The following is a 26,137-nucleotide window of genomic DNA, read 5'->3' on the forward strand; positions in this document are numbered from 1 at the left end:
CTGCAGCAAAGAGAGGAAAGGTCAGGTTAAGATGAATGAGTCCATTTAGAAGATAGGTTTCGAAACTACATGCCAGCCTCACCACGTTCGCCGCATCTCAACGACGCAAACGCCGCAACGCCCTCTTCGCCGGAACTGTCGCCGCAATCGTCCCCGCAGCAAACGCCGCCGCACTCGCCGGAAAGCCGTTTCGTCTTTCGCGTAGCGATGGTCGCAACGATGGGCGCTTTGGCATTCGGCTATGACACCGGTGTCATTTCAGGGGCGCTGCCCTTCATGTCGCAGCCGCGTTCCGCGGGCGGGCTCGGTTTGAACGCTTTCACGGAGGGCCTCGTGACCTCTGCGCTGGTGTTCGGCGCCGCGTTCGGATCCCTTGCCGCAGGGCATTTCAGCGATAAATACGGGCGTCGCACGACGCTGATGGGTTTGGCTTTGCTGTTTACCGTCGGCGTATTGGGTACGGCGCTGGCACCGTCGGTCTCCATCATGACCGTCATGCGTTTTATCCTCGGTCTGGCGGTGGGCGGCGCATCCGCCACTGTTCCGGTGTTCATCGCGGAAATGGCGGGACCGAGCCGACGGGCGCGTCTGGTCAGTCAAAATGAATTGATGATCGTCAGTGGTCAGTTGTTTGCGTACGTGCTCAACGCCATTCTCGCGCATCTGGCGCATTCCCCCCATATTTGGCGGTACATGCTGGCCATCGCGATCGTGCCGTCCACGCTGCTGTTCATCGGGCTCTTCTTCGTTCCCGCGTCGCCGCGCTGGCTGGCCAGCAAAGGGCGCGAACAGGAAGCCCACGAGGTGATGACACGGATTCGTTCGAGCGAGCAGCAGATCCAGAAAGAAATGCAGGAAATGAAGCAGCAAAACGCGATCGAGCGGGACCAGGCGGGTTGGGCCGAAGTATGGGCGACGCCCTGGATCCGCAAGCTGCTTGTGATCGGCATCGGCCTGGGCTTCGTGATTCAATTCACCGGCGTCAACGCCTTCATGTACTTCACGCCCATCATCTTGCGCTCGACCGGCATGGGCACGAACGCCGCCATCACTGCCACCATCGGCAACGGCGTCATCGCCGTGATCGCGACCTTTATCGGGATCTGGCTGATCGGTCGCGCGGGCCGCAAGACGATGCTGATCGTCGGCCTCGTGGCCGTGGTCATCATGCAGATACTGCTGGGGGCCGTGATGGCATGGATGCCGCAATCGATGCTGCGCAGTTATGTCGCGTTGGCCGCGATCATGACCTTCCTGTTGTTTATGCAGATGCTGATTTCGCCGGTGTATTGGCTGTTGATGTCGGAGCTGTTCCCCTTGCGTCTGCGCGGGGTATTGGTCGGCGCGGCCGTCGCCTTCCAATGGATTTTCAACGCGCTGGTGGCATTTGCGTTCCCGATCGCCTTGCAGGCACTGGGCAGTTATACCTTTTTCGTGTTCGCGGCGTTGAACGTCTGCTCGCTCGTGTTCGTCTGCACGATGCTGCCGGAAACGCGCGGTAAATCGCTCGAACAGTTGGAGCGGCATTTACAGAAACACCTCTCCCAAACCGAACTGCAAAGCTAAGCCGCACCACGCGCGACGCGCGCAACGCGCGCAACGCGCGCAACGCGGCAGGCTACTTCAACGTGAGAGCGTTGCAGGGGCCTGAGCGGTTTTCCGGTTCTCTTTTTACTTGACGTTCAGGACCTTTGCCACGAGGTCATTCCAGTATGTCCCGAGGTTCTTATACGGATTCGGCATGCCGGTCGATGTGACGAACAGGCTACCCGCGTGGTGCGTGGCCGCGAACAACACGATGGCCGGCATCTCTGCCGCCGTCGCACCAATCACCATGTGCACGAAACGCCCGGCCGGATAGTTCGCCTGCCACTTTGGCGGCGTGTATTTCGCGTATTTCTTCGCCGTATCCTCGAAGGTGACGAACTGATCCGCCGTCGGGAGGGTCACATACTGTTCAGCCATATCGGTGCCCGGATTCGCCATGACCGAGAGCTTCGGCGACATCCCCTTGATGTAGTTATACACCGATTGATAGTACTGAATATGCGCCGTCGTGCCATCGGACGTCATCTCGTCGATGAAGAAACCATCTACTTTGTAATACGAAAGATAGGTATTGATGTCTGTCGCGACGGTCGATAAGGAACGCTTTCCGTAGGACGTCGAGACATAGCCGATCACCTTGCCGCCGGCGGCGTGCACCTTCGCGATCGCCGCCGTATAGCTGGCGTCGATCGACTTGCCGGGACCGCTGTTCGGATTCAAGATGACGGTGGTGGCCACCTTCGTTGCGGTCGTGGCCAGATCATTCCATAAGCCCAGGCCCTTTCCCACCGGGTCGAAGTAGGCCGGAACCGTCAGCGGCATGACAAGCGGCGAGACGCTCACCGTCGTTGTGGCCGCCCCTGCCTGGCTTTGACCCGCGATGACCATGAACGCCAGGCTCGACATGCCCACATAGCGCGATACACGCGACGCGATTCGACGCAGCATGCCGTGACCGGCGTAATCGATTAGGCAACGAAGCGCACGGGCGCGCGGCACGGTTGTTCCGGAATGACGTACGACGTCCATCTCTGCCTCCTGATGCACGCCCCCCAAGCGGTCAAGCCGTATGAAACGGGGCACGCTGCATCGATTGGCCTGCCGATTAGGGCGGCAGGCAACTGGCTAACTCCAACACGTGGAGTCCCTATAGCTTTGCGTCGCCGGATCGCTCCGGGTTTGCCCTTTGACAGGTTATCGTCAGGTTCGGTGGGAACTTTAGTGGGGAAAACCCGTTTTACCAATACGATGTCGGTAATAAACACAGTACAGTCGGTCAGAAAAACACCGACTGTATGGGGCTGATCGCAATTTGATTCATTACGATGGAAGGCAATCCCAGGAGCCGCCATGCGAACCACGACTGAATCCTCCTTACCGCCCTCCTCCGTTGCGGCGGACGCGCCCGACCTTTCCCATCTGTGGATGCCCTACACCGCCAATCGTCAGTTCAAGGCCGCGCCACGCCTGTTCAAGGCGGCGAAAGGCATGTTCTACACGACGCTGGATAATCGGCAGGTGTTGGACGCGACGTCGGGTCTCTGGTGCGTCAATGCAGGGCACGGTCGGCAGGAAATCGTCGACGCGATCGCGCAGCAGGCGGCCGAGATGGATTATGCCCCGCCCTTCCAGATGGGCCATCCGCTGGCGTTCGAGGCCGCAACGAAATTGGCCGGCTTCATGCCCGAAGGGATGGATCGCATTTTCTTCACGAATTCGGGGTCGGAGTCGGCCGATACGGCACTGAAAATCGCGCTCGCCTATCATCGCGCCCGAGGTGAGCCGCTGCGAACGCGCTTTATCGGTCGCGAACGCGGCTATCACGGCGTCAATTTCGGCGGCATGTCGGTAGGCGGGATTGCCGGTAACCGTAAAACCTTCGCAAACAGTCTGCTGCCGCAAGTCGACCATCTGCCGCATACCTATGATCCGGACGCCGCCTTCACGAAAGGACAACCGACACGAGGCGCCCATCTGGCCGATGATCTCGAACGGCTAGTCGCCCTGCACGATGCCTCGACGATCGCCGCCGTCATCGTCGAACCGATGGCCGGCTCGACCGGTGTGCTGATACCGCCGCAAGGGTATCTGGAACGACTGCGTGCGCTCTGCACGAAACACGGCATTCTGCTGATTTTCGATGAAGTGATCACGGCATTCGGTCGGCTGGGTGCATCCACGGCCAGCGCCCGTTTCGGCGTCACGCCCGATCTGCTGACGATGGCGAAAGCGATCAACAATGCGGCGGTACCGATGGGCGCCGTGGCGGTAGGCCGTCATGTGCACGATGCCGTAGTCCAGGGCGCCGCGGAAAATGCGATCGAGCTGTACCACGGCTATACCTATTCGGGGCATCCGCTCGCGGCGGCGGCGGCGGTTGCCACACTCGATCTGTACAAACGCGACGGTCTGTTCGAACGCGCGGCGGGTCTGGAGTCAACGTTCGAAACGGCGGCGCACGCGCTGCGCGACGCGCCACACGTTCGGGATATCCGCAATCTCGGTCTCGTCGCCGGCATCGACTTGACGCCACGCGACGGCGCGCCGGGCGCGCGCGGCTATGCGGCCTTCCTGAAATGCCTCGAACGGGGTCTGTTGATCCGCTGCACCGGCGACATTCTTGCCATCTCGCCGCCACTGATCATCGACGAGGATCAGATCGATCAGGTCTTCTCGACGATCGGCGCCGTGTTACGCGAAATCGACTGATCGAAGGATCCTGGACACCCGCGATCCGACGATACGCGGGGGCGCGGCGGCGCGAAAACGGGCGCCAGCCAACGCCCCGCGCTTTTTTACCAGACCGTCGGCTTTGGATTGCGTTCCTCGAAATCCTTCTGGTGCCAGTAGGGATAGACCGGCGTCTGTTGGCTGACGCTATCCAGACGGGCGATCTCTTCGACGCTCAAGGTCCATCCGAGCGCGCCGAGGTTTTGCAGCAGCTGCTCGCTATTGCGTGCCCCCACGACGATATTGGCAATCGACGGGCGCGACAGCAGCCAATTCAGCGCCACCTGCGGCACCGTCTTGCCACGCTCCTGCGCAATCGCATCGAGCACATCGACGATGTCGAACAGCCGTGCCTCGTCCACCGGCGGTCCACCCGCCGCGCCGCCAGTGGCGATACGCCCCTCGCTCGCAGCCTGCCCGCGACGGATCTTGCCTGTCAGACGCCCCCATCCCAACGGGCTCCAGACCATCGTGCCCAACCCTTGGTCCAGCGCCAGCGGCATCAGCTCCCATTCATAGTCACGGCTGAGCAGCGAGTAATAGCCCTGGTAGGCCACGTAGCGACCCAAGCCGTACTTCTCCGACGTGGCGAGCGACTTCATCACCTGCCAGCCGGAAAAGTTCGAGGCGCCGATATAGCCGATCTTGCCGCTGCTCATCAGATCGTCCAACGCGCGCAGCGTTTCGTCCACCGGCGTCAACGCGTCGAAGGCATGCATGAAATACAGATCGATATGATCCGTTTGCAGACGCTTGAGACTCGCCTCGCAGGCGCGGATCAAATGGTAACGCGACGAGCCCTTGCCATTCGGCCCTTCGCCGCTCGTGAACGTGCCCTTCGTCGAAATCAGGACTTTATCCCGGCGTCCCTTCAGCGCCTCGCCGAGCACTGTTTCCGATGCGCCATTCGAGTACACATCGGCGGTATCGAAGAAAGTCAAGCTGTGGTCGAGGCAGACATCCACCAGGCGGCGGGCTTCTTCGCCTTCCGTCGTACCCCAACGCTGAAAGAAATCGCTGCCGGCGCCGCCGAACGTTCCGGTGCCCAGGCTCAATGCCGGCACTTTCAGGCCCGATCGACCAAGTTTGCGGTATTCCATCGTCACGTTCTCTCCGTTATGGGTTCACAGGTAAAGGAAGCCAAGGCAATTTTACGGTGCATCGGCCATTCTTTCAGCGCGCCACAACTGCGGCGGATATCCAACGCCGGGCACGTGTCCCCCGAATCATGCACTTACGTAACGCGTTACGTTTTGCATAGGCGTTTTGTATCTGGATAATAAGGAGAAACCCTGTTATCGAGATTGCCGGAGTACCTGATGTCGCAGATTCAAGAAAGCCCCGCTTCCACCGTGACCGCCTTGCGCCGACGCTCGTCGATCGTGCTCCTCGAAGCCGTCTACAAGCGATATGGCACGTTCCAGGCGTTGTCGGAAATCGATCTGGACGTACAGAAAGGCGAGAAAATCATCATCTGTGGGCCGTCGGGCTCCGGGAAATCGACGCTGATCCGCTGCATCAATCGCATGGAAAAACACAACGGCGGCCTGATTCAGGTCAACGGGCATGTGTTGACGGATAACACGAAGGACATCGCGGCCGTGCGCCGCGACGTCGGCATGGTATTCCAAAGCTTCAATCTCTTCCCGCATCTGACTATCCTCGAAAACTGTACGATCGCACCGGTCCATGGTCGCGGCATGAAAGCGGCGGAAGCGAAGGACCTGGCGATGCGCTATCTGGAAAAGGTACGGATCGCCGATCAGGCGCATAAATATCCGTCGCAGATGTCCGGCGGACAGCAGCAACGCGTCGCCATCGCGCGCGCGCTTTGCATGCAGCCGAAGGTGATGCTGTTCGACGAGCCGACGTCGGCGCTCGACCCGGAAATGGTCAAGGAAGTGCTCGAAACCATGCGCACGCTGGCCGAGGAAGGCATGACGATGCTGTGCGTGACGCACGAAATGGGCTTCGCCCGTGAAGTGGCCGATCGCGTGGTCTTCATGGATCAGGGCCGCATCGTCGAGCAGTCGGACCCGGAATCGTTCTTCTCTCAGCCCAAGAGTGATCGGGCACGCGGCTTCCTGGAACAGATTCTGCACTGATCGTCGCGCGCGGGACCGCACCGCGATTGATCGAAAATGTTGATACTCGATCAATAATTAATATCGTTTTTCAACACTGAATTGCATGCATAGAATGGTTGATGTCGGCGGCGCATCCGTGCTGCGGCCGACATCCCCACACTATTTCAGCAAGGCCGGCGCAAGCCGGTCAGACGATCATGAGCGAAACAACCGCGGTCATTCCTCCGTTCCATCTTGCCTTCCCGGTGCACGACATCGCGATCGCGCGCCAGTTCTACGGCAACGTCCTCGGCTGCTCCGAAGGTCGCAGCTCCGACGAATGGATCGACTTCAATTTCTACGGTCACCAGATCGTCGCGCATCTCGCACCGTCTGAATGCGGTCTTGCTAAAACGAGCGCGGTTGACGGCCATGGTGTGCCGGTGCGTCACTTCGGCGTCGTGTTGCCGATGGAAGCATGGCAACAAATGGCCGATCGTCTGGTTGCAGCAGGGACGACGTTCGTCATCGAGCCCTATATCCGTTTCAAGGGCGAAGTCGGCGAGCAAGCCACGATGTTCTTCCACGATCCGTCGGGCAACGCGCTGGAATTCAAGGCGTTTAAGAATATCGCGTCGCTGTTCGCGAAGTAAGGCCGGCCCGACTTATCCCTTCGCAGCCCTTCTGAAGTACTGGGAAAGCAGCGCTAACGTGCCCGTCGGACAGCCGAATTTCGTTGCGTTAGACTAGGCCCGTAACGCTTCGTACGACCCGGGCATACGGCCTAGGCTAATCCGCGATGCGACGTCGTGCGGAAATCAACGCGGCGTATTTGTTTCCCCTTGGTTCAGAAAACCCATGTCAGAAATTGAAGCGGCCACGCCCACGCCGGCCGCAGCGGCGAATGCCCATGCCGCTCCAGTCGTCGATGTGACGACGGCGGCAAAGGAACACCCCGCGGTCGGATCCGTCGCACATCCCCGACTGATGCCCTCCGGTGACCATTGCCTGATTGTCGAATTCGGTCAGACGATCGCGCTCGACATTAATCTGCATGCCTGTCGCTTTGCCGATCGCGTGCGTGCTGCAGCAATCCGCGGTGTGGTCGATGTCGTCCCGATGTTCGCCGGTGTCGCCGTGCACTATCTGCCTCATCACATCGCCTGCGGCCCCGCCCATCCATTGGCCGAAGCAACCGGTGACGTCGAGGAAATGCCGTACGACGCGCTATGTCGCCAAATCGAGACCCTGTTGGCGGCCGATGATCGTGGCGACGGCATCGCGCCACGAATCGTCGAAATCCCCGTTTGCTATGGCGGCGAATACGGCCCGGATTTCGACGATATCGCGCGCACGACGGGCATGAGTGCCGAGGAACTGATCGCCGCGCACAGCGGCGCCGATGCGCGCGTATTCATGGTCGGTTTCGCGCCGGGCGCGCCCTATCTCGGGCTGTGGGACGAGCGCTTCGCGCTGCCGCGCAGGGCAAGCCCGCGCATGCTCGTGCCGGCCGGCACCGTGTCGATCGCCAATCGTCAATCGGTGATCATGCCGCTCGATCTGCCTACCGGCTGGCACCTCCTCGGACGAACGCCGCTGCGGCTCTACAATCCCGATTCGGCATCTCCTTTCCTGCTGTCCCCGGGTGACCGCGTGAAGTTCGTTCCCATCAGCGGCGACGCATTCAAAGCCCTTGCCGCGGAGCAGTCCGTATGACGATCACCGTATTGAAACCCGGCATGTTGACGAGCTTGCAAGATCGGGGCCGCTATGGCCATCAGCATCTGGGCCTGTCCGTTTCCGGCGCGATGGATACGTTGTCGCAGTCGTTGGCCAACCTCGTGCTCGGCAATGACGAAAACGCCGCCACGCTGGAAATCACCTTGCTGGGCCCGGTCTTGCGCTTCAACGAGGAGACGGTGATCGCGCTGTGCGGCGCGGACCTGTCGGCGGAGATCGACGGCATTCCGGTCAATCAGGCGGAGCCCACGCGTGTCAAGGCCGGCGAGCAATTGACCTTTGGTCGCCGCGTGCGCGGCGTGCGCTGCTATCTTGCCGTACGCGGCGGATTGGACGCGCCGATGTTCATGGGCAGCGCCAGCACCTATCTGCGGGGTCGCGTCGGTGGGCTCGAAGGCCGCGCATTGAAGGCCGGCGACACGCTGCGCGCCCTGGCACACGCCATCGATTTGCCGGCTTTGCCGTTCGAAAGCGCCGCTTTGGACGGCTTGCTTGCCGAACAGGTTGGCGATACGGTACGCGTGATGCCTGGCCGAGAATGGGATCATTTCGACACCGCCGCGCGGGACATGCTGCTGGGACAGCCGTATAAGATCACGACGCAGTCGGACCGTATGGGCTATCGGCTCGAGGGGCCGGTCCTGGAACGCGCCAACAAGCGGGATATTCTGTCCGAGGCCATCACCTTCGGGGCGATGCAAGTACCGCCGAATGGCCAGCCGATCGTGCTGATGGCGGAACGTCAGACGACAGGCGGATATCCCAAAATTGCGCAAGTGATCGGCGCGGATCTCGGCAAATTGGCGCAATGTGCGCCAGGCGATACGGTTCGTTTCGAATTGACCGATCTCGGCACCGCGCATCGAGCCTTACGCGCTCGTGCCGCGGCGCTGCAACAGGTGCGCGAAGCAGCCTGGCAGCGCTATACCGTTTGATGCAGGCACGCTGATCTGAGTCTAGGCCACCGGTTTCGCAACGGGACCGGTACTGCCCCGCACGACAAACTCGGTGCGAATGCGTGGCAACGCCGTGCGCGGCCGCCCGCGCAATTCCCGCAGCAGATAGTCGGCCGAATCCGTCCCTACCTGCACCAGATCCACGTTGACGGTCGTCAGCGGCGGCGACAGGTGCGCCGCGAAGTCGTAATTGTTGAAGCCGACGATCGAGACATCCTGCGGAACGCGTAGCCCCGATGACTGCGCCGCCAACAGCACGCCGAACGCCAGCAGATCGTTGCCGCAGATGATGGCGGTCGGCCGTTCACCCGGCTGCGCCAATAGCCGCAGCATCGCCTCGCGCGCCTCGTCCAGACTGAAGGCATCGGCGATCACGCGTTCCTCCGGCAGCGTCAATCCCGCCTCTGCAAGGCGCTTGCGAATCCCGGCGTTCCGTTCGGAGACGCGATCGTTCGTCGACGGCGTGCCGACGATCACGCCTATGCTCCGGTGGCCCAGACCGACCAGATGGTCGGCGATCTGATGGCCGACTTCGGCGTTGTCGAAGCCGAGGCTCGGATGTTCGGGGTCCAACGACAAAGTCTGGATGCACGGCGTGCGGCTGCGGGCGATCCGCTGCCACATCTTTGGATCGTGCGTATGCCCGACGACCATCAGCGCGTCGATACCGTGCTCGAGCAGATTGGTCACTTCCTCGAGTTCCAGTCGCGGATCGAACTGCGAGCTGGCAAGCAACAAGGTATAGCCTTCCTCGTGGACGCGCTGCTGGAATGCCGTCAGCATCCGCGAGAAGGTCTGCGTCTTCAATGTCGGCACGACGGCGCCAATCGTCTTGCTACGCCGGGACGACAGCGCACGCGCGGCGCCATTGATCACATAGCCGAGATCCTCGCAGGCCTTGCGCACCGCGTCGCGCTTCTCTTCGCGCACGATAGCCGTGCCGTTGAGGACGCGCGACACGGTCGCCGTCGAGACGCCGGCACGGCGCGCAACGTCGATCAGTGCGACGCGCGTGAAGTCGCCATCGAACAAGGCCTGTCCACCCGACGCGCCGGATGCGAGCACGAGAGGGGTCGACACGGGTGACGAGGACGACGGCGCGTCAGGCGCGGCATCAGGAATGGCCGCATCATTTTGCGGCGGACGGGGCGGACGTTTTGTGCTCATGGCAGCGCGATTGTAGCCGATGGCAGCGGTTTCAAGCAAAACCGCCGCATCGAATCGTGGTTGCACGACCTCAGCAAGACATCGCGGCAATTCCCGGCAATGCATCGTGTCCAGACTGGGCCCGCAACGAATGCGAAGACCATTCGACGTCCGATGACGCTCATCAGCAGCGTCGATACCGACGTGGGACGCGAACAATGGGTGGCCAGGCGTGCGGCTTGCCAGCCGCATGTCTCTGCCTCTTCGTCGACGTCTCCTTCGTCGTCATTCCGTCTGCTTCGGAAACGCGATAACGTCGATCGCATTTAAAGGCACGATGTTCCAAAGCATTCAGCATAGGGCACCGTCATTCTTTAATGAGACGAGCTAGGACGAGATCAGGGGACGATGCCCTATTTTTACGATAGGCTAGCGCGAGGAATATCATGCGAATCGATTTGTCCCGTAGCGATCCGGAATGCGGCACACCTTTATCGGCAAAAGACATTTGCGCGTGCTCCCCCATCCGTCCTGCCGCCTCGAACGACGACGAGCATCCTGCGAGAGGGGACCACGATGCCCCCGCCCCGCCGCCACGCGCGCCCATTGGAATCCGTGATGGGCGCAGCGCTGACGCGCATCTTAAAATCCATATCGATTCGTTGTGGCAAACCTCCCAGTTATGCGAGCACCTCGACTGGTCGAACGTGTCTTTGACCAGACATGCGCAGGACGAGAAGCTCGCCCATAAAATTCTGGCATTTTCGGCCACGGATATTCCGATCGACCTGATTGGAAGCCGAATCCTCGAAGGCTATATCGGCAATGCGATCGATCTACGCCCCTATCGCGCGAACAAGGGTTCGATCGGCTTATCGAAGCTCGAAGACAACACCGGCGGCCGGGGAGGCGTACTAAGAGCACCGATGCCGCAAGTGAGGCTGATCTCGGACCTGCTTCAGGGCATCGGCAGGAAATTATCAACGATCGAATCACCGCTTATCGTCGTCGCCTCCTCCGACGGGCCGTCAAGCGCGCTCGGCCTGTTCGATCGATGGAGCAATCCAGGTATCGGCGAAAAGATTTGGGTCGCGGATCAAATTGCGGATGGCTTTAGACGTGAAGGGCGGTCCAGTAACGTCTTGGGGTTCCGACGCAGTCAATGGCTCAGCAAACAGAGCGACATCGCCTCCCAGCGGCGGGACAACCCGACGATCGTCGTCGGGTATTCCAACGAACTCCATAGCGCCGCGCTTCACGGCACGACCCACCGTTCGCTCCTCACCGTCTTGGAGGGAGAGGTATTTTTTTCAGGGCGCCGGGTCGACTGCATCATCAATGAGCAGTTTGCGCACTACGTTCAAAAGAAAAGTGGACCGATCGATTGTGAGAAAACGCTGATCGGGCCAATGATCGACCTCGGGACAAATAAGGCCTTAGCCTATGCCGCGCACAACCTGTTCGTTAGCGAGGCGTGGGCACAGGCGCGAACGCAATTCCCGGCGCTCGCGCGGGAGATCACCTATGCGACATGCGAATCCGTCGAAGCGCTCATCGCAACGGCACAGATTTTTTCTAATCTCGGGCTAGGGTGCGTCTGCAAGCCCACCGGGACGAACGGGGGCTACGGTGTGATTGTCGTAAAACCAGGGCAATTCGACGCGGTCGCTTTCTCGCATCTGGTCACGCGTTCGATCGCGGAAGTCGCACGCGTCTATGACAGGCACAACACGGTTGCGGGCATGCCCTATGTCATATCAGAATATATCGAAAGTCCGACGATCCAAGTCCCTGTCGATATGCGTGCCCAATACGGTCATCTCGATGGCTGCACCTACGAATTGCAGGTTGACGTCTGCACGCGCGAAGCAGAGCACGGCCAAAAACAGTTCGTCGCCCTCCCCAGTCTGTTCAAGATTCAAGGGATAGAATCCGGGGTCGCTAACGCCAGCCTGCAAGCTGCGCGCTCCGGCCGCCCGTACGATGAATTTATTCTACCGGCGTTGAATGAAGATGCGTTGCGCTTGACGGGAATCAGTGAAACCCTGCTACACGAGGCCGCGAAATACAGCGCCGCCTATCAGTTGCACGCACTGCACGATCTGGCCAGGACCTCGACGCAATTCAAGGCGATGAAACAGCGCATCTCGCACACGCCCGGCCTACGACCAACCGATGGGTCCACGCGCGGCGTCGATATTCCGTCCTCCGCGAGCGTCCATTCCAGCCTCGACACGCGAGGGCGTCGGCCGAGGGCGACCGATATGAAGACACTCGCGGATACCTTGCTCGCGGCGTTTCGACGATTCCGCTGACCGCAAAGCAGCAGTCACGGCGCCCCCGACGCATACGCGCGATCCGAAGGGGCGCATTCGGCACTTGCTAAATTTACTGTATGTTTGTACAGTATCCGAAACGACCCGCATCGCAGGCATACGCCGAATGCGGCAAGACCTTTGTTTCCGCGTCCATTGTCCTCACTACAGGCCCGAATATGAGTCCCGAACAATTGGCAGAAGCCACCCGTCGGTTTCTCGAAAAAAACCCCAAACTTGCCGCCAAGATCGATAGCGCCGCGATATCGGATGCGCAACGACACGACGTCAGTGAAGACGAGACCCGTCGCTTCCACGTCGAACGCGCCATCGGCCAGCAGGCGCGGACGTTCAACCTCGATCCTTACCGCTACCTGCTGCGCCTCGGCATTGACGACCCCGCCGAGCGCGAACGCCTTTCCGAGGCTTACGATCGCGAAGCGGCCCAAGAGTTGGGGATGAGCCTCGAAGAGTATCGGAAACCGGTCGCGGCCCAGTAAGGCAAGTCACACACTGTCGGTGGATCGCGCACGCGCTCCGTGCCCAGGCGTTCTTGCGGTCAAAGAATGGCGAGGTCGGCCGTCTTCAAGTCGGTGATGACCATATGACCGGGCTTGTGCGTGATGGCAAAGGAAGGCTGCGCACTGCGAATGGCTTCCTGCGGCGTCACACCACAAGCCCAGAATACGGGGATCTCGCCCGGGCGAATTTCGGCGACATCACCCCAATCGGGCCTGTCGATATCACTGATACCGATCAGCGACGGATCGCCCAAATGCACCGGTGCACCATGCACGCCCGGCATCCGGGACGTGATCTGCACCGCCCGAATCGCATGTGCCGCCGTCATCGGGCGCATGCTCACGACCATCGAACCACCGAACGGGCCTGCCTGCTTGTTCGGGATTGCGGTACGGTAGACCGGCACCGTCGTGCCCTGCTCGATATGGCGCAGCGGAATGCCCGCTTGCACCAGCGGCTCCTCGAAAGAAAACGAACAACCCAATACAAAGCCGACGAGATCGTCGCGCCACACTTCTTTCAGGTCACGCACCTCGCCCACCTGCTTGCCATTTTCGAAGATGCAGTACATCGGCGCGTCATGCATCAGATCGACATCGCCCAGCTCCGGCACGCGCGGGTCACCGGGTTCCGTCATGCCGATGACCGGGCACGCCTTGGGATTAAGCCGTGCAAACCGCAAGAAATCGTCGGCCAATGTTTTCGGCAGGATGGCCAGATTGCCCTGGACGTACCCCGGGCATTGGCCTGGCGTTGGAACATCGAATGCATTGCTCCGGACAACCTGGCGGAATGCGGCGGGGGTGGCATGAATGTGCATGAACTCTCTCCTGTAAAGGGCGAAACAAGCATCAGCGATTCACTTCATGAGCAGGCAGTCGATACGTTAGCCACGCGCCCACCAAGCAGACCAAAGCAACGAAATAAAGGCCGCCCGCAGTACTGTGCGTCACGTCCTTCGCGACACCAATGACCCAGGGGCTTATGAAGCCGCCCAGTCCACCGAGTGCGTTGATCATGCCGATCCCGGCGGCCATGCCGACGCCCGAAAGAAACAGGCTTGGCAGCGACCACATGATCGTCGTCACGCAATAGGATGAGATAACGCCGAGCGTCAGGGCCCCCATCGCAATCACCGGATTGCGCAGTACCGTACTCAGCGACAGGAACACGGCCGCGGTAATGAACGGCACGATCAAATGCCAGCGTCGCTCCTTGCGTTTATCGGACGACCGGCAGTTGATCTGCATGACCACCATTGCAAAAAGCAAGGGGATGGCGCTGATCAGCCCGATGTCGAAGCTGCCCTTCACGCCGAGCTGCTGCACCAGCGAAGGCAACCAGAAGCTCAGGCCATAGATCAGCATCGCCTGACACAGGCATAGCAAGGACATTTTCCAGACGCGCGCGTCGCGGATGACGCCCATGACGCCAGGGTGCTTCGACGCCAGTGCGGCCTTCTCCCGTTCGTTCTCGGCAAGGTCGTCGAGGATGCATTTTTTCTCGTCGTCGCTCAGCCAGTGGGCTTCCTTCGGCGAATTGCACAACAGGAAAGGCACGGCAATGCCGAGCAACACCGAGGGCAAGCCCTCGATTAAAAACAGCCACTGCCATCCGGCAAGGCCACCCTGCCCACCGGCGAACTGCAAGAGGAAACCGGACACGGGGCCGCCGATGATGCCGGACAGCGGCACCGCCATATAGAAAATCGCCAACATCCGCGAGCGTCGATAGGACGGGAACCAAAACGTCAGGTAGAGCACGATGCCGGGATAGAAACCGGCTTCGGCCAATCCCAGCAGGAAGCGGACAACATAGAACTGCGTGGGCGTCTGGACAAACGCCATGGCCATGGAAATCAGCCCCCACAGAATCATGATGCGACAGATGGTCTTCTTCGCACCAATCCGCATCATCAGCACATTGCTCGGCACTTCGAAAATCAAATAGCCGATAAAGAAAATGCCGGCGCCGAAGCCATAGGCGGCATCTGACAGCTTCAGGTCCTGCAACATCTGAAGCTTGGCGAAACCGACGTTGACACGATCGAGATAGGCAAACAGATAGCAGACGATCAATAGCGGCAATACCTTGAACGCTACTTTGCGGTAGACGCCATCGGCATCGGTGGTGGGGGTGGAAAAGCCCGGCAGGTGCGTGGTTGGCGCGCGCATTCGACGTCTCCCATAGAAGTGGCGAAACCAGTCTAACGCCGGAGAAAATACGTCAAATTTGCGTTTTTTGTGCCGAGGTCCAATTATATTTGGGCTGCTATTCCATTAATCATGACGCCACGCGGCGCGACGCGCATGCTGAGACAAGAACGCGCAGCCACGCATTCATCAAACAATTTGACGCATACAGCAGAGGACCGATAATAAAGGGACGACGATGCACCAAAAATTTCGATGAGATCCTGGCGATGATGCGCGAACTGAAAACTTTTCTCGCCGTGGTGCGATTCGGCACGTTCGCCAGCGCAGGCGCCCATATCGGCGTCACCCAGTCCGCGGTCAGCGCGCAGATGCAGCGGCTGGAAGAAGACCTCGGTTTTCCGCTGTTCGACCGCACCGGTCGTTCCGCGAGCTTGAATCCAGCCGGCAAACGGGCGGTCACTGTGGCCGAAGAACTACTTGCGGTCTATGCCCGCCTCGCCCATCCGGATGAAGACAACGAGCAAGGCGGACAGTTGCGTGTCGGCGCGATCGCCTCGGCACAGGTCTCCTTCCTGGTGCCGGCCTTGCAGCGCTTTCGCACGGTTGCGCCCGCATGGCGTGTCCGCCTGATTCCCGGGCTGTCGTTGAATCTGTTGTCGATGGTCGACTCGGGCGATGCCGACCTGGCCATCCTGATCAAACCGCCTTTTGCGATTCCATCGGAGTTACGCTGGCAGACCTTGCGCCGGGAGCCCTATGTGATGCTGGTGCCGGCGACCTTATCGATTGCTTCATGGCGGGATGGCCTACGCGCACATCCTTTTATACGTTACGACACCGGGTCGTTCGGAGGCCGCCTGGTCGATCGTTTTTTGAGACGCTCGCGCATCAATGTTCAGGAGATCGTCGAACTTGATGAGCTGCAAGCCATCGTCGACCTCGTCGCGCATGGCGTGGGAGTGGCGCTGGTGCCGCTGGCCGCATCCCTGCGCGTCAATGACGCGGTGACGGTGCTGTCCTTGGGCGAGGAAACCTTTCATCGCGATATCGGCATTCTGGAACGCAATGTACAGCCGCGCAAGAAGATGCTGGAGCGATTCATGCAATGCGTGATCGAAGCATCCTTGCCGTTGGCCGGCACGAACGAGCAAGTCGGTATCGTGGAAGATCGTCACGCGCCGCGTCCCATCGGCGACGACGAAGATGCGGACTAGCGTGCCGATGGATAGCCTAACTCCATCGAGATGGCGTGGGCAATATCGATGACGATACCGCGCAACGCGGACATGCGTTCATGCGGCATATACGGCACCGTGCTCGACACGCTGATGGCGGCCACGATCGCCTTGCCCGCATCGCGGATCGGCGCGGCAACACAGCGAATAGATGGTTCGTTATCCTCCAGATCGAAGGCATAGCCCCCTCGCGCATAGTCTTGCATTCGCGCGAGCAGATCCCCCAGACCGGGCCGCACATGGGCAGGCGACACCCCCTCGCCGCCCGGATGCCAGGCGCTCGCCAATCGTGCCAACGCATCGTCCGGCTCGACACGTCCATGCGTCATCGTCGCTTCCGCCAAAGGCCTGACGCCGTTGCCATTCGCACCCTCGTTCCACGACGGTTCGAGGGCCGCGTGTTCATCGCGCGCCGCCACGCGACGAAACGTGGCCTCCCACTGCGCCGGCGCATCATCGAGGATCAACGCCTTTCCCACACCGGTCAGCGCGATAGGCATCCGCTGTCCGACGCGCGAACGCATTTGCAGACCCTGCCGACCGGCGATCTTTTCGATATAGAGCACATCGTCGCCCTCGCGTACGCCGAGGTGTATCGTATCGCCGGTCAGCGCGGCGAGCCGATCCAGATAAGGCCGTGCAAGCGCCGCGAGCGGAATCTGCTCGCGCGCCTGAAAACCCAGCTCCAACACCCGCGGCCCGAGGAAATACTGTCCGCCGCTCACGCGCAGATAACGCTCGACTACCAGCGTGGACACAAGACGATGCGTCGTACTCCGCGTCGTACCCAGGCGCTCACCCAACGCTTTCAACGAGCGCACGCCCCCGCCTACGGCGTCCAGCACCGCGAGACCCCGCAACAACGTCTGTGCGCCGGCGGGCGGACTGGCGGCAGCAAGGCCTGCTTGCAGGCCGGCCGTCGCCTCCGACACCGGTTCGGGGCTGGGCACAGAGCGCGGTACAGGACCGCGCGCGACCGCGGCCGCCTGCATCGTCCGTTCGCTCAGCATCACCATTCGGCCACACTCCCGTCGGCGTGGCGCCATACCGGGTTACGCCAGCGATGCCCTTCGGCGGCACGTGCGCGGACGTATTCCTCGTTGACCTCGATACCCAGGCCAGGCCCTTGCGGGATCGCGACATAGCCGTCCCGATAATCGAACACCGAGGCATCGCTCACATAGTCCAAGAGGTCGTTGCTCTTGTTGTAGTGAATGCCGAGGCTTTGCTCCTGAATGAAAGCGTTGTAGGCAACGGCATCGATCTGCAGGCAAGTCGCCAATGCGATCGGGCCCAAGGGACAATGCAGTGCCAGACCCACATCGTAGGCTTCCGCCATCGATGCGATCTTGACGGTCTCGGTGATGCCGCCGGCGTGCGATGCATCCGGCTGAATGATGTCGACGTAGCCCTCGCTCAGGATCTTCTTGAAATCCCAACGCGAATAAAGACGCTCACCTAATGCGATCGGCGTCGCGCTCAGACCGGCCAGCTCCCGCAGCGCTTCATGGTTCTCGCTGAGCACCGGCTCTTCGATAAACATCAGGTTGTACGGCGCCAGCGCCTTGATCAATACCTTTGCCATCGGCTTGTGCACGCGCCCGTGGAAATCGACGCCGATGCCGACGTGCGGCCCCACCGCCTCACGCACTGCGGCCACGTTGGCGATGGCCAGATCGATCTTGTCGTAGGTGTCGACGAACTGCAGTTCCTCGGTGCCATTCATCTTCAACGCGGTGAAGCCACGTCCCACTGCCGCCTTCGCCGCGGCCGCCGTATCGGCGGGACGATCGCCGCCGATCCACGAGTAGACGCGAATGCGGTCCCGCACGGGGCCACCCAATAACTGGTGCACCGGCACGCCCAGCGCGCGTCCCTTGATGTCCCACAATGCCTGATCGATACCGGCCAGCGCGCTCATATGGATGGCGCCGCCGCGGTAGAAGCCTGCTCGATAGAGGACGTTCCAGTGATCCTGGACATGGCGCGGATCCTTGCCGATCAGGTAATCGGCCAGCTCCTCGACGGCGGCGGCCACCGTGTGCGCGCGTCCTTCGACGATCGGTTCGCCCCACCCCGCGATGCCCTCGTCCGTCTCCACCTTGATGAAGAGCCATCGCGGCGGCACGATGAACGGGGTGATCTTGGTAATTTTCATGGTCCTGCGTCTCCTTTATCGATCTCTAGCAACACGTTGGCGCCGCGGCGTGCGCAGCGCCGAAAACGTCATTCGACTAGGCCGGCCGGACGGCACGCCATGCCGCCACGAAACCGCGCGCCCGTTCGCCGACTTCGGCGGCAGTCAGTCCCGGCCGGTATAAGGCCGAACCCAGTCCGAAACCCTGCGCCCCGGCGTCCAGGAACGCCCCCATATTGTCCGGGGTGATGCCGCCGACGGGCACCAAGGGCACGTCCTTCGGCAACACCGCACGCCATGCCTTGACCACGGCGGGGCCGAGCAATTCGGCGGGAAACAGCTTCAGCACATGGGCGCCCGCCGCCAGCGCGGCAAAGGCCTCGGTGGGGGTTGCCACACCCGGTGCGACAGCCATGCCCGCGGCGCGCGCGGCACGGATGACGGCCGCGTCCGAGTGCGGCATGACGATAATCTGGCCACCGGCCTCGGCAATGCGCGGCACGTCCTCCGGGGACAGCACGGTCCCGGCGCCGATGACGACGTCATCGGGCAAGGTGCGCCGCAAGGTCGTGATGCTTTGCAACGGTTCCGGCGAGTTCAACGGCACCTCGATCACGCGAAATCCGGCTTGATACAAGGCCTGTCCGATATCGGCAACCTCGTCCGGCTTCACGCCGCGCAAGATCGCCACGAGACCGCAGGCACGCAACGCGGTTTCCAGAACGGGATGGGAAGAAGGGGATGTCATGGAAGATCCTCAATCGATGGATGCAAAGGAGCGCTCGTCGGCGGCCCCGTCGGTCGTCGCGACCAAGCCGGCTTCGCTGGCGATGCGCCACAGTCCGCGTTCGGTGGCCGTCGAGAGGATCGGCACATCGCGCCCGATCTCGGCGAGCGTCAGGGCCGTGGCATAGCGACGGCAGAGCGCGTCGTCACCGACAAGGGCGATGTCGCAATCGAGCGCCGGCCGCATGCCGGCAATCTCGGCACCGATCAACAGCCCGGACAGATAATCTGCCTGCTGCGACCCACTCAATTCACCGGCCAAGCCCAATGTGCGACAGGAAAACACATTGGCCAGCAGGCCCTTGCTATCGTCCGCCAACGCGGTGCGCACGCCACGCTCGAATGCATCGGCGTCGGGGTCCGCGCCCTGCGCGATCGTCCGGGCGAGAATCGTATGGCGACTGAAGGCGTTGAAGGCCTCGCCCGTCATAAAGGTGTCGAAGTGGACGATGGTGTCGCCGGCCATCCGCGCCCATTTCGAATGGCTGCCAGGTAGGCAGAGGAGGACATCCGCCTCGTCGGACCACCGATGCCGCGCCGGAGTCTGCGCATGGCCCCGCAGCGCGCGCCATTGTGCGAGCGCCCCCAAGATCTGCGTCTCCTCGCCGCGCATCACGTTCGGCAACGCTCCCGCTTCCCGCCAACCGGGGACGGCCCAGATGGTGCGGCCGTTGCTGTGTCGGATCGGTGCCAACTGACGCGCGAGATCGGCTGCCGCGGAGGGCACGGGCAGATAGGGCACCTCCTGCCAGCCTTGCGCGCTGCCAACCATGCCGCAGGTGATCACCGGAATATCGCGGGGAAGACTCGCCCAGTCTCCCAGCACGCGATCGAACAGAATTTCGTAGCCGGCCGCGCCTTGCTTGCCGCTAACCTCGTCCACCTGCATCAATCCCCACGGCTCTTGGCGCAAGGCCAATGGCTCGCCCGCACGATCCAATACATACGCGCGCAGCGACGACGTGCCCCAATCCAATGCCAATAGCGCGCCATCGGCCAGATCGATCCCACCTTTCGGCCTTGCAGGCGTCATGCCGTCAGCGACACGCGCTGCCCCCTTGTCCGCACTCATTCGCCCTCCTGTTCATGTCTCGTCTGCATCGTCATCTCGCCCCTTGCAAAAGAGGATCGATGCGATGCGTCTTATTGACGAGATTGTACCCACGAGTCCACGCACTGCACATATAGTGAGATTCAATCCCATTATGTGGGAGATTGCACTGCGCGGCTGCTGCCACGCTTCTGATTTAAGACCTGGTCCAATGGTCCGCTCACGGATCGATCGATACGCTGATGCTGCATCCCTTAAATGCCTAGGCAGCAATAGAGATGCAGCGCCTGTCTCCTTCTTCGTCGTCATTGCACCGCACCGACGCGCAGGGTTTCCGCAGGGCGCCTTCCCCCACGCCTTTCCGGAGATTTTTGACGATGTCCGCTGCCCTATCGGTACGAATACGATCCCTGATCTCGCGCGGGCCACGCAGCCATATCGTGCGTCGCAGCCGCCTGATGCTGGGACGGCTGCTCCGCCTGATCGACCGCCCCCGTCGGCGTCAGACGTCACGCAGCAACACAGGGGCGCGCACGCGCCGTATCGCGCCGACCCTCACGCGGCTCGTGACAGGCATCGTCATCGCGAGCGCGGGCCTGATGGCCAGCTCGTATCGACCCGGCATGCCCGATCGGCCGGAACAGGCCGCGGAGGCGTCCCGGGAGAACGAAAACAAGAGAGCGGAGGAGGCCCGCGCCGAAGGCGCATCGATGATCGCGGCGGCAGACGCCGCCGCCTGTCTTGGGGAATCCTTGATGCCGACGGCAGCGCGTCCCTACGCACGATGTTGGACCAACGCGGGCAAGCGCTTCGGCATCGATCCACTGCTATTGGTCGCGATCGGTACGGTGGAAACCCGCCTTCGCAGCAATACGATTCATCGCAACACAGATGGTTCGCGCGATCTGGGACTGATGCAGATCAACAGCGTGCATCTGCCGCGGCTGGAACAGAAAGGGGTCACGGCGGCCATGTTGCTGGAGAATCCCTGCGTATCGATCATGACCGGCGCCGAGATCCTGGCGCAGAACGTCAGGCGACATGGCTATAACTGGGATGCCGTCGGCGCCTATAACGCCGGTAGTCGCGCGGATCGCCACGCATTGAGAATGCGCTACGCGGACAAGGTCGAGCGGGAGTATGCCCGCCTCGTGCTCCACGACGATCTATCGGGCGAGGCACTGCAACACGCCTTCTCGGCGCCTCGCGCCGAGGTCCCGATCAGCCTTCGCGCGGATCCAATGCGTCTCGCAATCCGTCGCCCAGCAGGTTGAAGCCCAATACCGCGAGGAAAATGGCGATACCGGGAAACACCGACATCCACGGTGCCTGACTGACGAAATCCTTCGCCGTATTCAACATCGCGCCCCACGACGGTGCCGGTGGCAATTGGCCGAGCCCGAGGAAGGACAGGCTGGCCTCCGCGATGATCGCCGTGGCGATGGTCAAGCTCGCCTGGACGATAATCGGCGGCAGCACATTCGGCAGGATATAGCGCAGGATGATCCGTCCATGCCCCAGACCGATCGCACGCGCGCCCTCTACGTACTCCTCGGCTTTGACGGCGATGGCCTGCCCGCGCGTAAGCCGAACGAAGCGCGGCATGGCGGACACGCCGATCGCCACCATCGCATTCGTCAGACTCGGCCCGAGAAACGCCGCCAGCGCGATGGCCAGTATCAGGAAAGGGATCGACAGTAGCGCGTCAGCCAGGCGCGAGATCACGCCATCGACGAGCTTGCCGAAATAGCCGGCCAATAGTCCCAGCGGCAGACCGATCAACACCGCGATGGCCACCGACACCACGCCTGCGAGCAAGGACGCACGCGTGCCCCAGATCATGCGGGTCAGCTCGTCGCGACCGAGTTCGTCGGTGCCGAACCAATGCGCGGCCGACGGCGCCTGCCGTACGTCCATGAAACTCGCCTGCACCGGGTCGTAATGCGACAGCCAGGGCGCGAACACGGCGACCAGGACGATCAGCAACACGATGACGCCGCCGGCCACCGCGGCACGATTGCGCTTGAATTTGCGCCAGGCGCGATTCTGTCCGCGCCGCGGCACGGGACGATCTTTGCCGTTCGGCGAGAGAGCGGAAACCGGATTCTTGCTAGCAGCCATCATTGGCGCCTCAAACGGGGATTCAACAGCATATACAGCGCATCGGCGAGCAGATTGACGACGATGAAGCTCGCCGCCGTCACCAGCACGACGCCCTGCACCACCGCATAATCCCGATTGAACACCGCGTCGACGATGAGCTTGCCGAAGCCGGGAATCGTGAAGACCTGCTCGGTCAATACCGCGCCGGCCAGCAGTTCGCCGAACAACAGCGCCAGCACCGTGACGATCGGAATCAGCGCATTGCGCAAGCCATGCTTGATAACGACGGTCGGCGCCCGCAGGCCTTTGGCGCGTGCGGTGCGGATATAGTCCGCGCGCAGCACGCTCAGCATCGCGCTGCGTGTATGGCGCATCAACTGCGCGCCCAACGCCGCGCCGAGCACGAAGGCCGGCATGATCATCGTCTTGATGCTGAGCCAGAAATCCTCTCCGGGCGACACATAACCGGACGAAGGCAATAGCTGCCATTTCACCGAGACGATGAAGATCAACAGAATACCGAGCCAGAAGTTCGGAATCGACATGCCGGACAGCGCGACGACATTGGCGACATGATCGATCGCCGTGCCCCGCTTCGCCGCCGATAAGACGCCCAGCGGAATACCGATCAACACGGCGATCATCATGCCCATCACCGCGAGCTGGATCGTCACCGGCAGCTTCTGCTCGATCAGCGTCGTCACGGCCACATCGGTGCGCAGGGAGCGGCCCAGATCGCCATGCAGCACGCCCTTGACCCAGTACAGATATTGGACCGGCACCGAATCATCCTGATGATACTGCGCACGCAGCACGGCGATGACTTTAGGATCCTGGTCTTCGCCGGCCATCGCGAGGATCGGATCGCCAGGCAGCATCTTCTGCAGCCCGAAGATCAGCATCGACACCAGGATCAGCGTGGGGACCGCGACCATCAGGCGGTTTGCGAGTATGCGCAGCACGAGCCGATTACCCCTTGATGCTGACGCCGCGCAAGCGGATCAAGCCGTCAGGATAGGCAACGAAGCCTTGCACTTTCTTCGACAGCGCGAACGGCCAGGGCTGGTAATACAGATAGGTCAGCGGATCTTCGTCGGCCAGAATCTTCTGCGCCGCATCGTACAGCGGCTTGCGGCTTGCGACGTCCGGCTTCGTACGTGCCTCGTTCAGCAGCTTGTCGACGTCGGCATTGCAATAATGCCCATAGTTCAGATTCCCGTTGCACGTAACGAACTGGTGCAGATTGCCATCCGGATCCGTGCGGCCGGACCAGCCGAGGTACAGGACCTGGAAGTCGCCCGAATGCGCGGCGTTCAACGCGGCCGCATAGTCGGTGGGGCGCAACTTCAGCGTGATGCCGGCTTCGGACACCATCGCCTGCAGCATCTGCGCCATCTGATTCGAGATCGTATTGTTGCCGAACGTCAATTCGAGATCGAGATGCGTGTAACCGGCTTCCTTCAACAAGGCCTTCGCCTTGGCCACGTTGCGCGTCGGCTTGGGCAGCGATGCATCGTAATACGGGCTGTTCGGCGGGATCGCCTGATTGGCCGGTTGGAAGATGCCGCCGCCGATCACGTTGTTGATGGCATCCCGATCGATGGCCAGTTCGAATGCCTGACGCACGCGCTTGTCCTTCAGCGGCGCCGACGCCCCCTTTCCGTTCGCCATGTTGTAGGTCACGTTGTATTCGCCGAGACCACTGACATTGACGAGCTGCAGGTTTGCCGCGCCCTTGACCGCCGCCACATCGGACGGCGCCAGGCGTTCCAGCATGTCGAGCGAGCCGGAGCGCAGGTTCGCCAGACGGACCGTCGCATCCGGCATCGGCTGGAACACGACTTTCTGGATCGGATAGGCCGCGGCATTCCAATAACCCGACCATTTCTCCAGGACGATACGGTCGTTCTGCACGCGCTCGACGAATTTATACGGGCCGGAACAAACCGGATGCGCGGCGACACCGGCGGCATCGCTCAGCGTCTTCGGTGCCAGCATCATGCCCGCGCGATCGCTCAGCGTGGCCAGCAAGGCCGCATCCGGCGCCTTCAGCTTCAGCGCGACCGTGTCGTCCGACACGACGTCCACCGCGTCGATCGACGACAATTCGCTGCGGCGATTGCTCGACGGCATGGTTCGATAGCGATCGATGTTCGCCTTCACCGCGGCGGCATTGAACGGCTCGCCGTCCTGGAACGTCACGCCGTGCCGCAGCTTGAACGTCAGCGTCTTGCCGTCGGCGCTCTGCGTCCACGACTCCGCCAGCATCGGCACGATCTTCAGATCCGGCGCGATATCGACCAGCCCATTGCACAGCGAACTGAACACCATGCGTTCGACGACCTGCGTGCTGCGCGCAGGATCCAGCGTTCCGACATCGTCCTGGATGCCGATCCGCAGCGTCTGACCCGATTGGGCGAACGCCGCCTGGCTGCATAGAACGGCCGCTGCCACCGCCAGCCCGATCTTGATGTCGCTTTTGACCTTTCTCATTTGCCGCTCACCCTGTGATATGTGTTGCCGAAACGTTTTGCTGTGCCGCGCGGTAGAGCGCGACACGCTGCGATAACCTGGCCGACTGATGCGATGCCAGCGGGGCACTGCTGCCCGCGGCCTGGATCTCGCGCCAGAAGTGACAGGCGACCTGATGGACGTTGCGCCCGTCACCCCCGGCGCGTTGACTGACCGGCCGTTCCTGTTTGCAGACTTCCCGCACGTGCGGGCAGCGCGTATGGAAACGGCATCCCGGTGGCGGCGCCGTCGGGCTCGGCAACTCGCCACCGAGCGCGCGCCGCAGCCCCGCATTGCGTTGCGCCGGACTCGTGACCGGAATCGCCTGCAGCAAAGCCTGCGTATAAGGATGCAAGGGGGTATCGAACAGCTGATCGACCGGTGCCATCTCGACGATCTCGCCGAGATACATGACCGCGACGCGATCGCTCATATGTCGGATCACCGCCAGATCGTGCGCGACGACGATCAGCGTCAACGACAAGTCGTGCTTCAGCCGTTCGAGCAGATTGATGACTTGCGCCTGCACCGACACATCGAGCGCCGAGACCGGCTCATCGCCGACCACCAGCGTCGGCTCACCAGCCAACGCACGCGCGATACCGATCCGTTGACGCTGGCCACCGGAAAATTCGTGCGGAAAACGGTCCGCGTAGGCGGGCTGCAAGCCGACCGTCCGCAGCAAGTCCGCAACGCGCTCTGTGCGCGCTTTACCGTGTGCCAGCCCGTGCAGGGACATCGGCTCGCCGATCAATTGTCCGATCGTCATCCCCGGGTTCAACGAGGCGAACGGATCCTGGAAGATGATTTGCATCTCGCGACGCAATGCGCGCAAGGCCGCGCCGTCGAGGTGCGTGATGTCCTTGCCGCGATACAACACGCGTCCGTCGCTGACGTCGATCAAGCGCAACAGCAGCCGGCCGAGCGTGGACTTGCCACAGCCGGACTCACCGACGATCGCAAAGGTCTCGCCCTGCGCGACGGAAAACGACACGCCGTTCACCGCATGCACGGTGGGCGTTCGCGTGAACATGTTTCGGGTCCCGCCGAAGCGCTTCGTCAACTCACGCGCTTCCAGGATGATCGGCGATTGCCCCACGGTGGCTGCGGCGGTCGCCGCAGCGGAAACGTCGGC

23 protein-coding genes and 1 riboswitch are annotated in these 26,137 nt (G+C 61.6%); of the genes, 10 read left to right on the forward strand and 13 right to left on the reverse strand.

Going from position 1 to position 26,137, the window contains the following annotated elements; genetic code table 11:
• The first annotated feature begins 69 nt into the window (after positions 1–69).
• Positions 70–1,566, forward strand: a complete 1,497-nt coding sequence (locus ABEG21_RS25860; RefSeq protein ID WP_347558456.1) for a sugar porter family MFS transporter — start codon at positions 70–72, stop codon at positions 1,564–1,566.
• A gap of 105 nt (positions 1,567–1,671) precedes the next feature.
• On the opposite strand, the gene ABEG21_RS25865 is transcribed toward ABEG21_RS25860, so the two are convergent.
• On the reverse strand, positions 1,672–2,577 hold the full coding sequence (locus tag ABEG21_RS25865; RefSeq protein WP_347558457.1) for a spherulation-specific family 4 protein: 906 nt from the start codon (positions 2,575–2,577) through the stop codon (positions 1,672–1,674).
• An 84-nt stretch (positions 2,578–2,661) separates the two neighbouring features.
• Positions 2,662–2,742: riboswitch (cyclic di-GMP riboswitch) on the reverse strand.
• A 156-nt stretch (positions 2,743–2,898) separates the two neighbouring features.
• Between ABEG21_RS25865 and ABEG21_RS25870 the strand changes: the two genes are divergently transcribed.
• A complete protein-coding gene (locus tag ABEG21_RS25870; RefSeq protein ID WP_347558458.1) occupies positions 2,899–4,257 on the forward strand; it encodes an aspartate aminotransferase family protein in 1,359 nt (452 codons plus the stop codon).
• 86 nt (positions 4,258–4,343) lie between these two features.
• Here the strand turns inward: ABEG21_RS25870 and ABEG21_RS25875 are convergent, their stop codons facing one another.
• Positions 4,344–5,378, reverse strand: a complete 1,035-nt coding sequence (locus tag ABEG21_RS25875; protein WP_347558459.1) for an aldo/keto reductase — start codon at positions 5,376–5,378, stop codon at positions 4,344–4,346.
• A 219-nt stretch (positions 5,379–5,597) separates the two neighbouring features.
• Here ABEG21_RS25875 and ABEG21_RS25880 point away from each other — a divergent pair, with 219 nt between their 5' ends.
• The 4 genes from ABEG21_RS25880 to ABEG21_RS25895 all read left to right on the forward strand — a co-directional run bounded on the left by ABEG21_RS25880 (position 5,598) and on the right by ABEG21_RS25895 (position 9,019).
• Complete coding sequence (locus ABEG21_RS25880) at positions 5,598–6,383, forward strand: amino acid ABC transporter ATP-binding protein (RefSeq protein ID WP_347558460.1); 786 nt, start codon at positions 5,598–5,600, stop codon at positions 6,381–6,383.
• A 179-nt stretch (positions 6,384–6,562) separates the two neighbouring features.
• Positions 6,563–6,997, forward strand: coding sequence for a VOC family protein (locus ABEG21_RS25885; protein ID WP_347558461.1), 435 nt, complete (start codon positions 6,563–6,565; stop codon positions 6,995–6,997).
• 205 nt (positions 6,998–7,202) lie between these two features.
• Positions 7,203–8,060 carry a 5-oxoprolinase subunit PxpB gene (gene pxpB, locus ABEG21_RS25890; RefSeq protein WP_347558462.1) on the forward strand — a complete coding sequence of 286 codons (858 nt, stop codon included), beginning with the start codon at positions 7,203–7,205 and terminating at the stop codon, positions 8,058–8,060.
• Complete coding sequence (locus tag ABEG21_RS25895) at positions 8,057–9,019, forward strand: biotin-dependent carboxyltransferase family protein (protein WP_347558463.1); 963 nt, start codon at positions 8,057–8,059, stop codon at positions 9,017–9,019. Before pxpB ends, ABEG21_RS25895 begins: the two co-directional genes overlap by 4 nt.
• 21 nt (positions 9,020–9,040) lie before the next feature.
• On the opposite strand, the gene ABEG21_RS25900 is transcribed toward ABEG21_RS25895, so the two are convergent.
• A complete protein-coding gene (locus tag ABEG21_RS25900; protein ID WP_347558464.1) occupies positions 9,041–10,207 on the reverse strand; it encodes a LacI family DNA-binding transcriptional regulator in 1,167 nt (388 codons plus the stop codon).
• A gap of 686 nt (positions 10,208–10,893) precedes the next feature.
• Between ABEG21_RS25900 and ABEG21_RS25905 the strand changes: the two genes are divergently transcribed.
• Entirely contained in the window at positions 10,894–12,501 is a 1,608-nt protein-coding gene (locus tag ABEG21_RS25905; RefSeq protein ID WP_347558465.1) for a hypothetical protein, read from the forward strand.
• Between the two features lie 179 nt (positions 12,502–12,680).
• Complete coding sequence (locus tag ABEG21_RS25910) at positions 12,681–13,001, forward strand: DUF6388 family protein (protein ID WP_347558466.1); 321 nt, start codon at positions 12,681–12,683, stop codon at positions 12,999–13,001.
• A gap of 59 nt (positions 13,002–13,060) precedes the next feature.
• Here the strand turns inward: ABEG21_RS25910 and ABEG21_RS25915 are convergent, their stop codons facing one another.
• The gene (locus ABEG21_RS25915) at positions 13,061–13,843 is read right to left on the reverse strand and encodes a putative hydro-lyase (protein ID WP_347558467.1); all 783 of its coding nucleotides are present in this window, start codon (positions 13,841–13,843) and stop codon (positions 13,061–13,063) included.
• Positions 13,844–13,874: 31 nt separating this feature from the next.
• On the reverse strand, positions 13,875–15,197 hold the full coding sequence (locus ABEG21_RS25920) for an MFS transporter (RefSeq protein WP_347558468.1): 1,323 nt from the start codon (positions 15,195–15,197) through the stop codon (positions 13,875–13,877).
• Between the two features lie 248 nt (positions 15,198–15,445).
• On the opposite strand from ABEG21_RS25920, the gene ABEG21_RS25925 reads away from it, so the two are divergent.
• Complete coding sequence (locus tag ABEG21_RS25925) at positions 15,446–16,393, forward strand: LysR family transcriptional regulator (RefSeq protein ID WP_347559106.1); 948 nt, start codon at positions 15,446–15,448, stop codon at positions 16,391–16,393.
• Here ABEG21_RS25925 and ABEG21_RS25930 read toward each other — a convergent pair.
• The 4 genes from ABEG21_RS25930 to ABEG21_RS25945 form a co-directional block, all read right to left on the reverse strand.
• Complete coding sequence (locus tag ABEG21_RS25930) at positions 16,390–17,430, reverse strand: IclR family transcriptional regulator (RefSeq protein ID WP_347558469.1); 1,041 nt, start codon at positions 17,428–17,430, stop codon at positions 16,390–16,392. The two genes, ABEG21_RS25925 and ABEG21_RS25930, sit on opposite strands and share 4 nt — an antisense overlap.
• Positions 17,424–18,572, reverse strand: coding sequence for a galactonate dehydratase (gene dgoD / locus ABEG21_RS25935; protein ID WP_347558470.1), 1,149 nt, complete (start codon positions 18,570–18,572; stop codon positions 17,424–17,426). Before dgoD ends, ABEG21_RS25930 begins: the two co-directional genes overlap by 7 nt.
• Before the next feature lie 76 nt (positions 18,573–18,648).
• A complete protein-coding gene (locus ABEG21_RS25940; protein WP_347558471.1) occupies positions 18,649–19,299 on the reverse strand; it encodes a 2-dehydro-3-deoxy-6-phosphogalactonate aldolase in 651 nt (216 codons plus the stop codon).
• A gap of 9 nt (positions 19,300–19,308) precedes the next feature.
• Positions 19,309–20,409 (reverse strand): 2-dehydro-3-deoxygalactonokinase, encoded by a 1,101-nt coding sequence (locus ABEG21_RS25945; RefSeq protein WP_347558472.1) that lies wholly within the window; start codon positions 20,407–20,409, stop codon positions 19,309–19,311.
• Between the two features lie 356 nt (positions 20,410–20,765).
• On the opposite strand from ABEG21_RS25945, the gene ABEG21_RS25950 reads away from it, so the two are divergent.
• Positions 20,766–21,662 (forward strand): lytic transglycosylase domain-containing protein, encoded by an 897-nt coding sequence (locus ABEG21_RS25950; protein WP_347558473.1) that lies wholly within the window; start codon positions 20,766–20,768, stop codon positions 21,660–21,662.
• Here the strand turns inward: ABEG21_RS25950 and ABEG21_RS25955 are convergent.
• From ABEG21_RS25955 to ABEG21_RS25970, 4 genes are read right to left on the reverse strand one after another with little or no spacing between them, the layout of a single operon-like run.
• Positions 21,610–22,509, reverse strand: a complete 900-nt coding sequence (locus tag ABEG21_RS25955) for an ABC transporter permease (protein WP_347559107.1) — start codon at positions 22,507–22,509, stop codon at positions 21,610–21,612. The genes ABEG21_RS25950 and ABEG21_RS25955 overlap by 53 nt on opposite strands.
• On the reverse strand, positions 22,509–23,453 hold the full coding sequence (locus ABEG21_RS25960; RefSeq protein WP_347558474.1) for an ABC transporter permease: 945 nt from the start codon (positions 23,451–23,453) through the stop codon (positions 22,509–22,511). Before ABEG21_RS25960 ends, ABEG21_RS25955 begins: the two co-directional genes overlap by 1 nt.
• A 7-nt stretch (positions 23,454–23,460) precedes the next feature.
• Complete coding sequence (locus ABEG21_RS25965) at positions 23,461–24,984, reverse strand: ABC transporter substrate-binding protein (RefSeq protein WP_347558475.1); 1,524 nt, start codon at positions 24,982–24,984, stop codon at positions 23,461–23,463.
• Between the two features lie 7 nt (positions 24,985–24,991).
• Positions 24,992–26,035, reverse strand: a complete 1,044-nt coding sequence (locus ABEG21_RS25970) for an ABC transporter ATP-binding protein (RefSeq protein ID WP_347559108.1) — start codon at positions 26,033–26,035, stop codon at positions 24,992–24,994.
• Positions 26,036–26,137: the final 102 nt, after the last annotated feature.

The sequence above is a fragment of the Robbsia sp. KACC 23696 genome (genome assembly GCF_039852015.1).
Lineage (GTDB): Bacteria > Pseudomonadota > Gammaproteobacteria > Burkholderiales > Burkholderiaceae > Robbsia.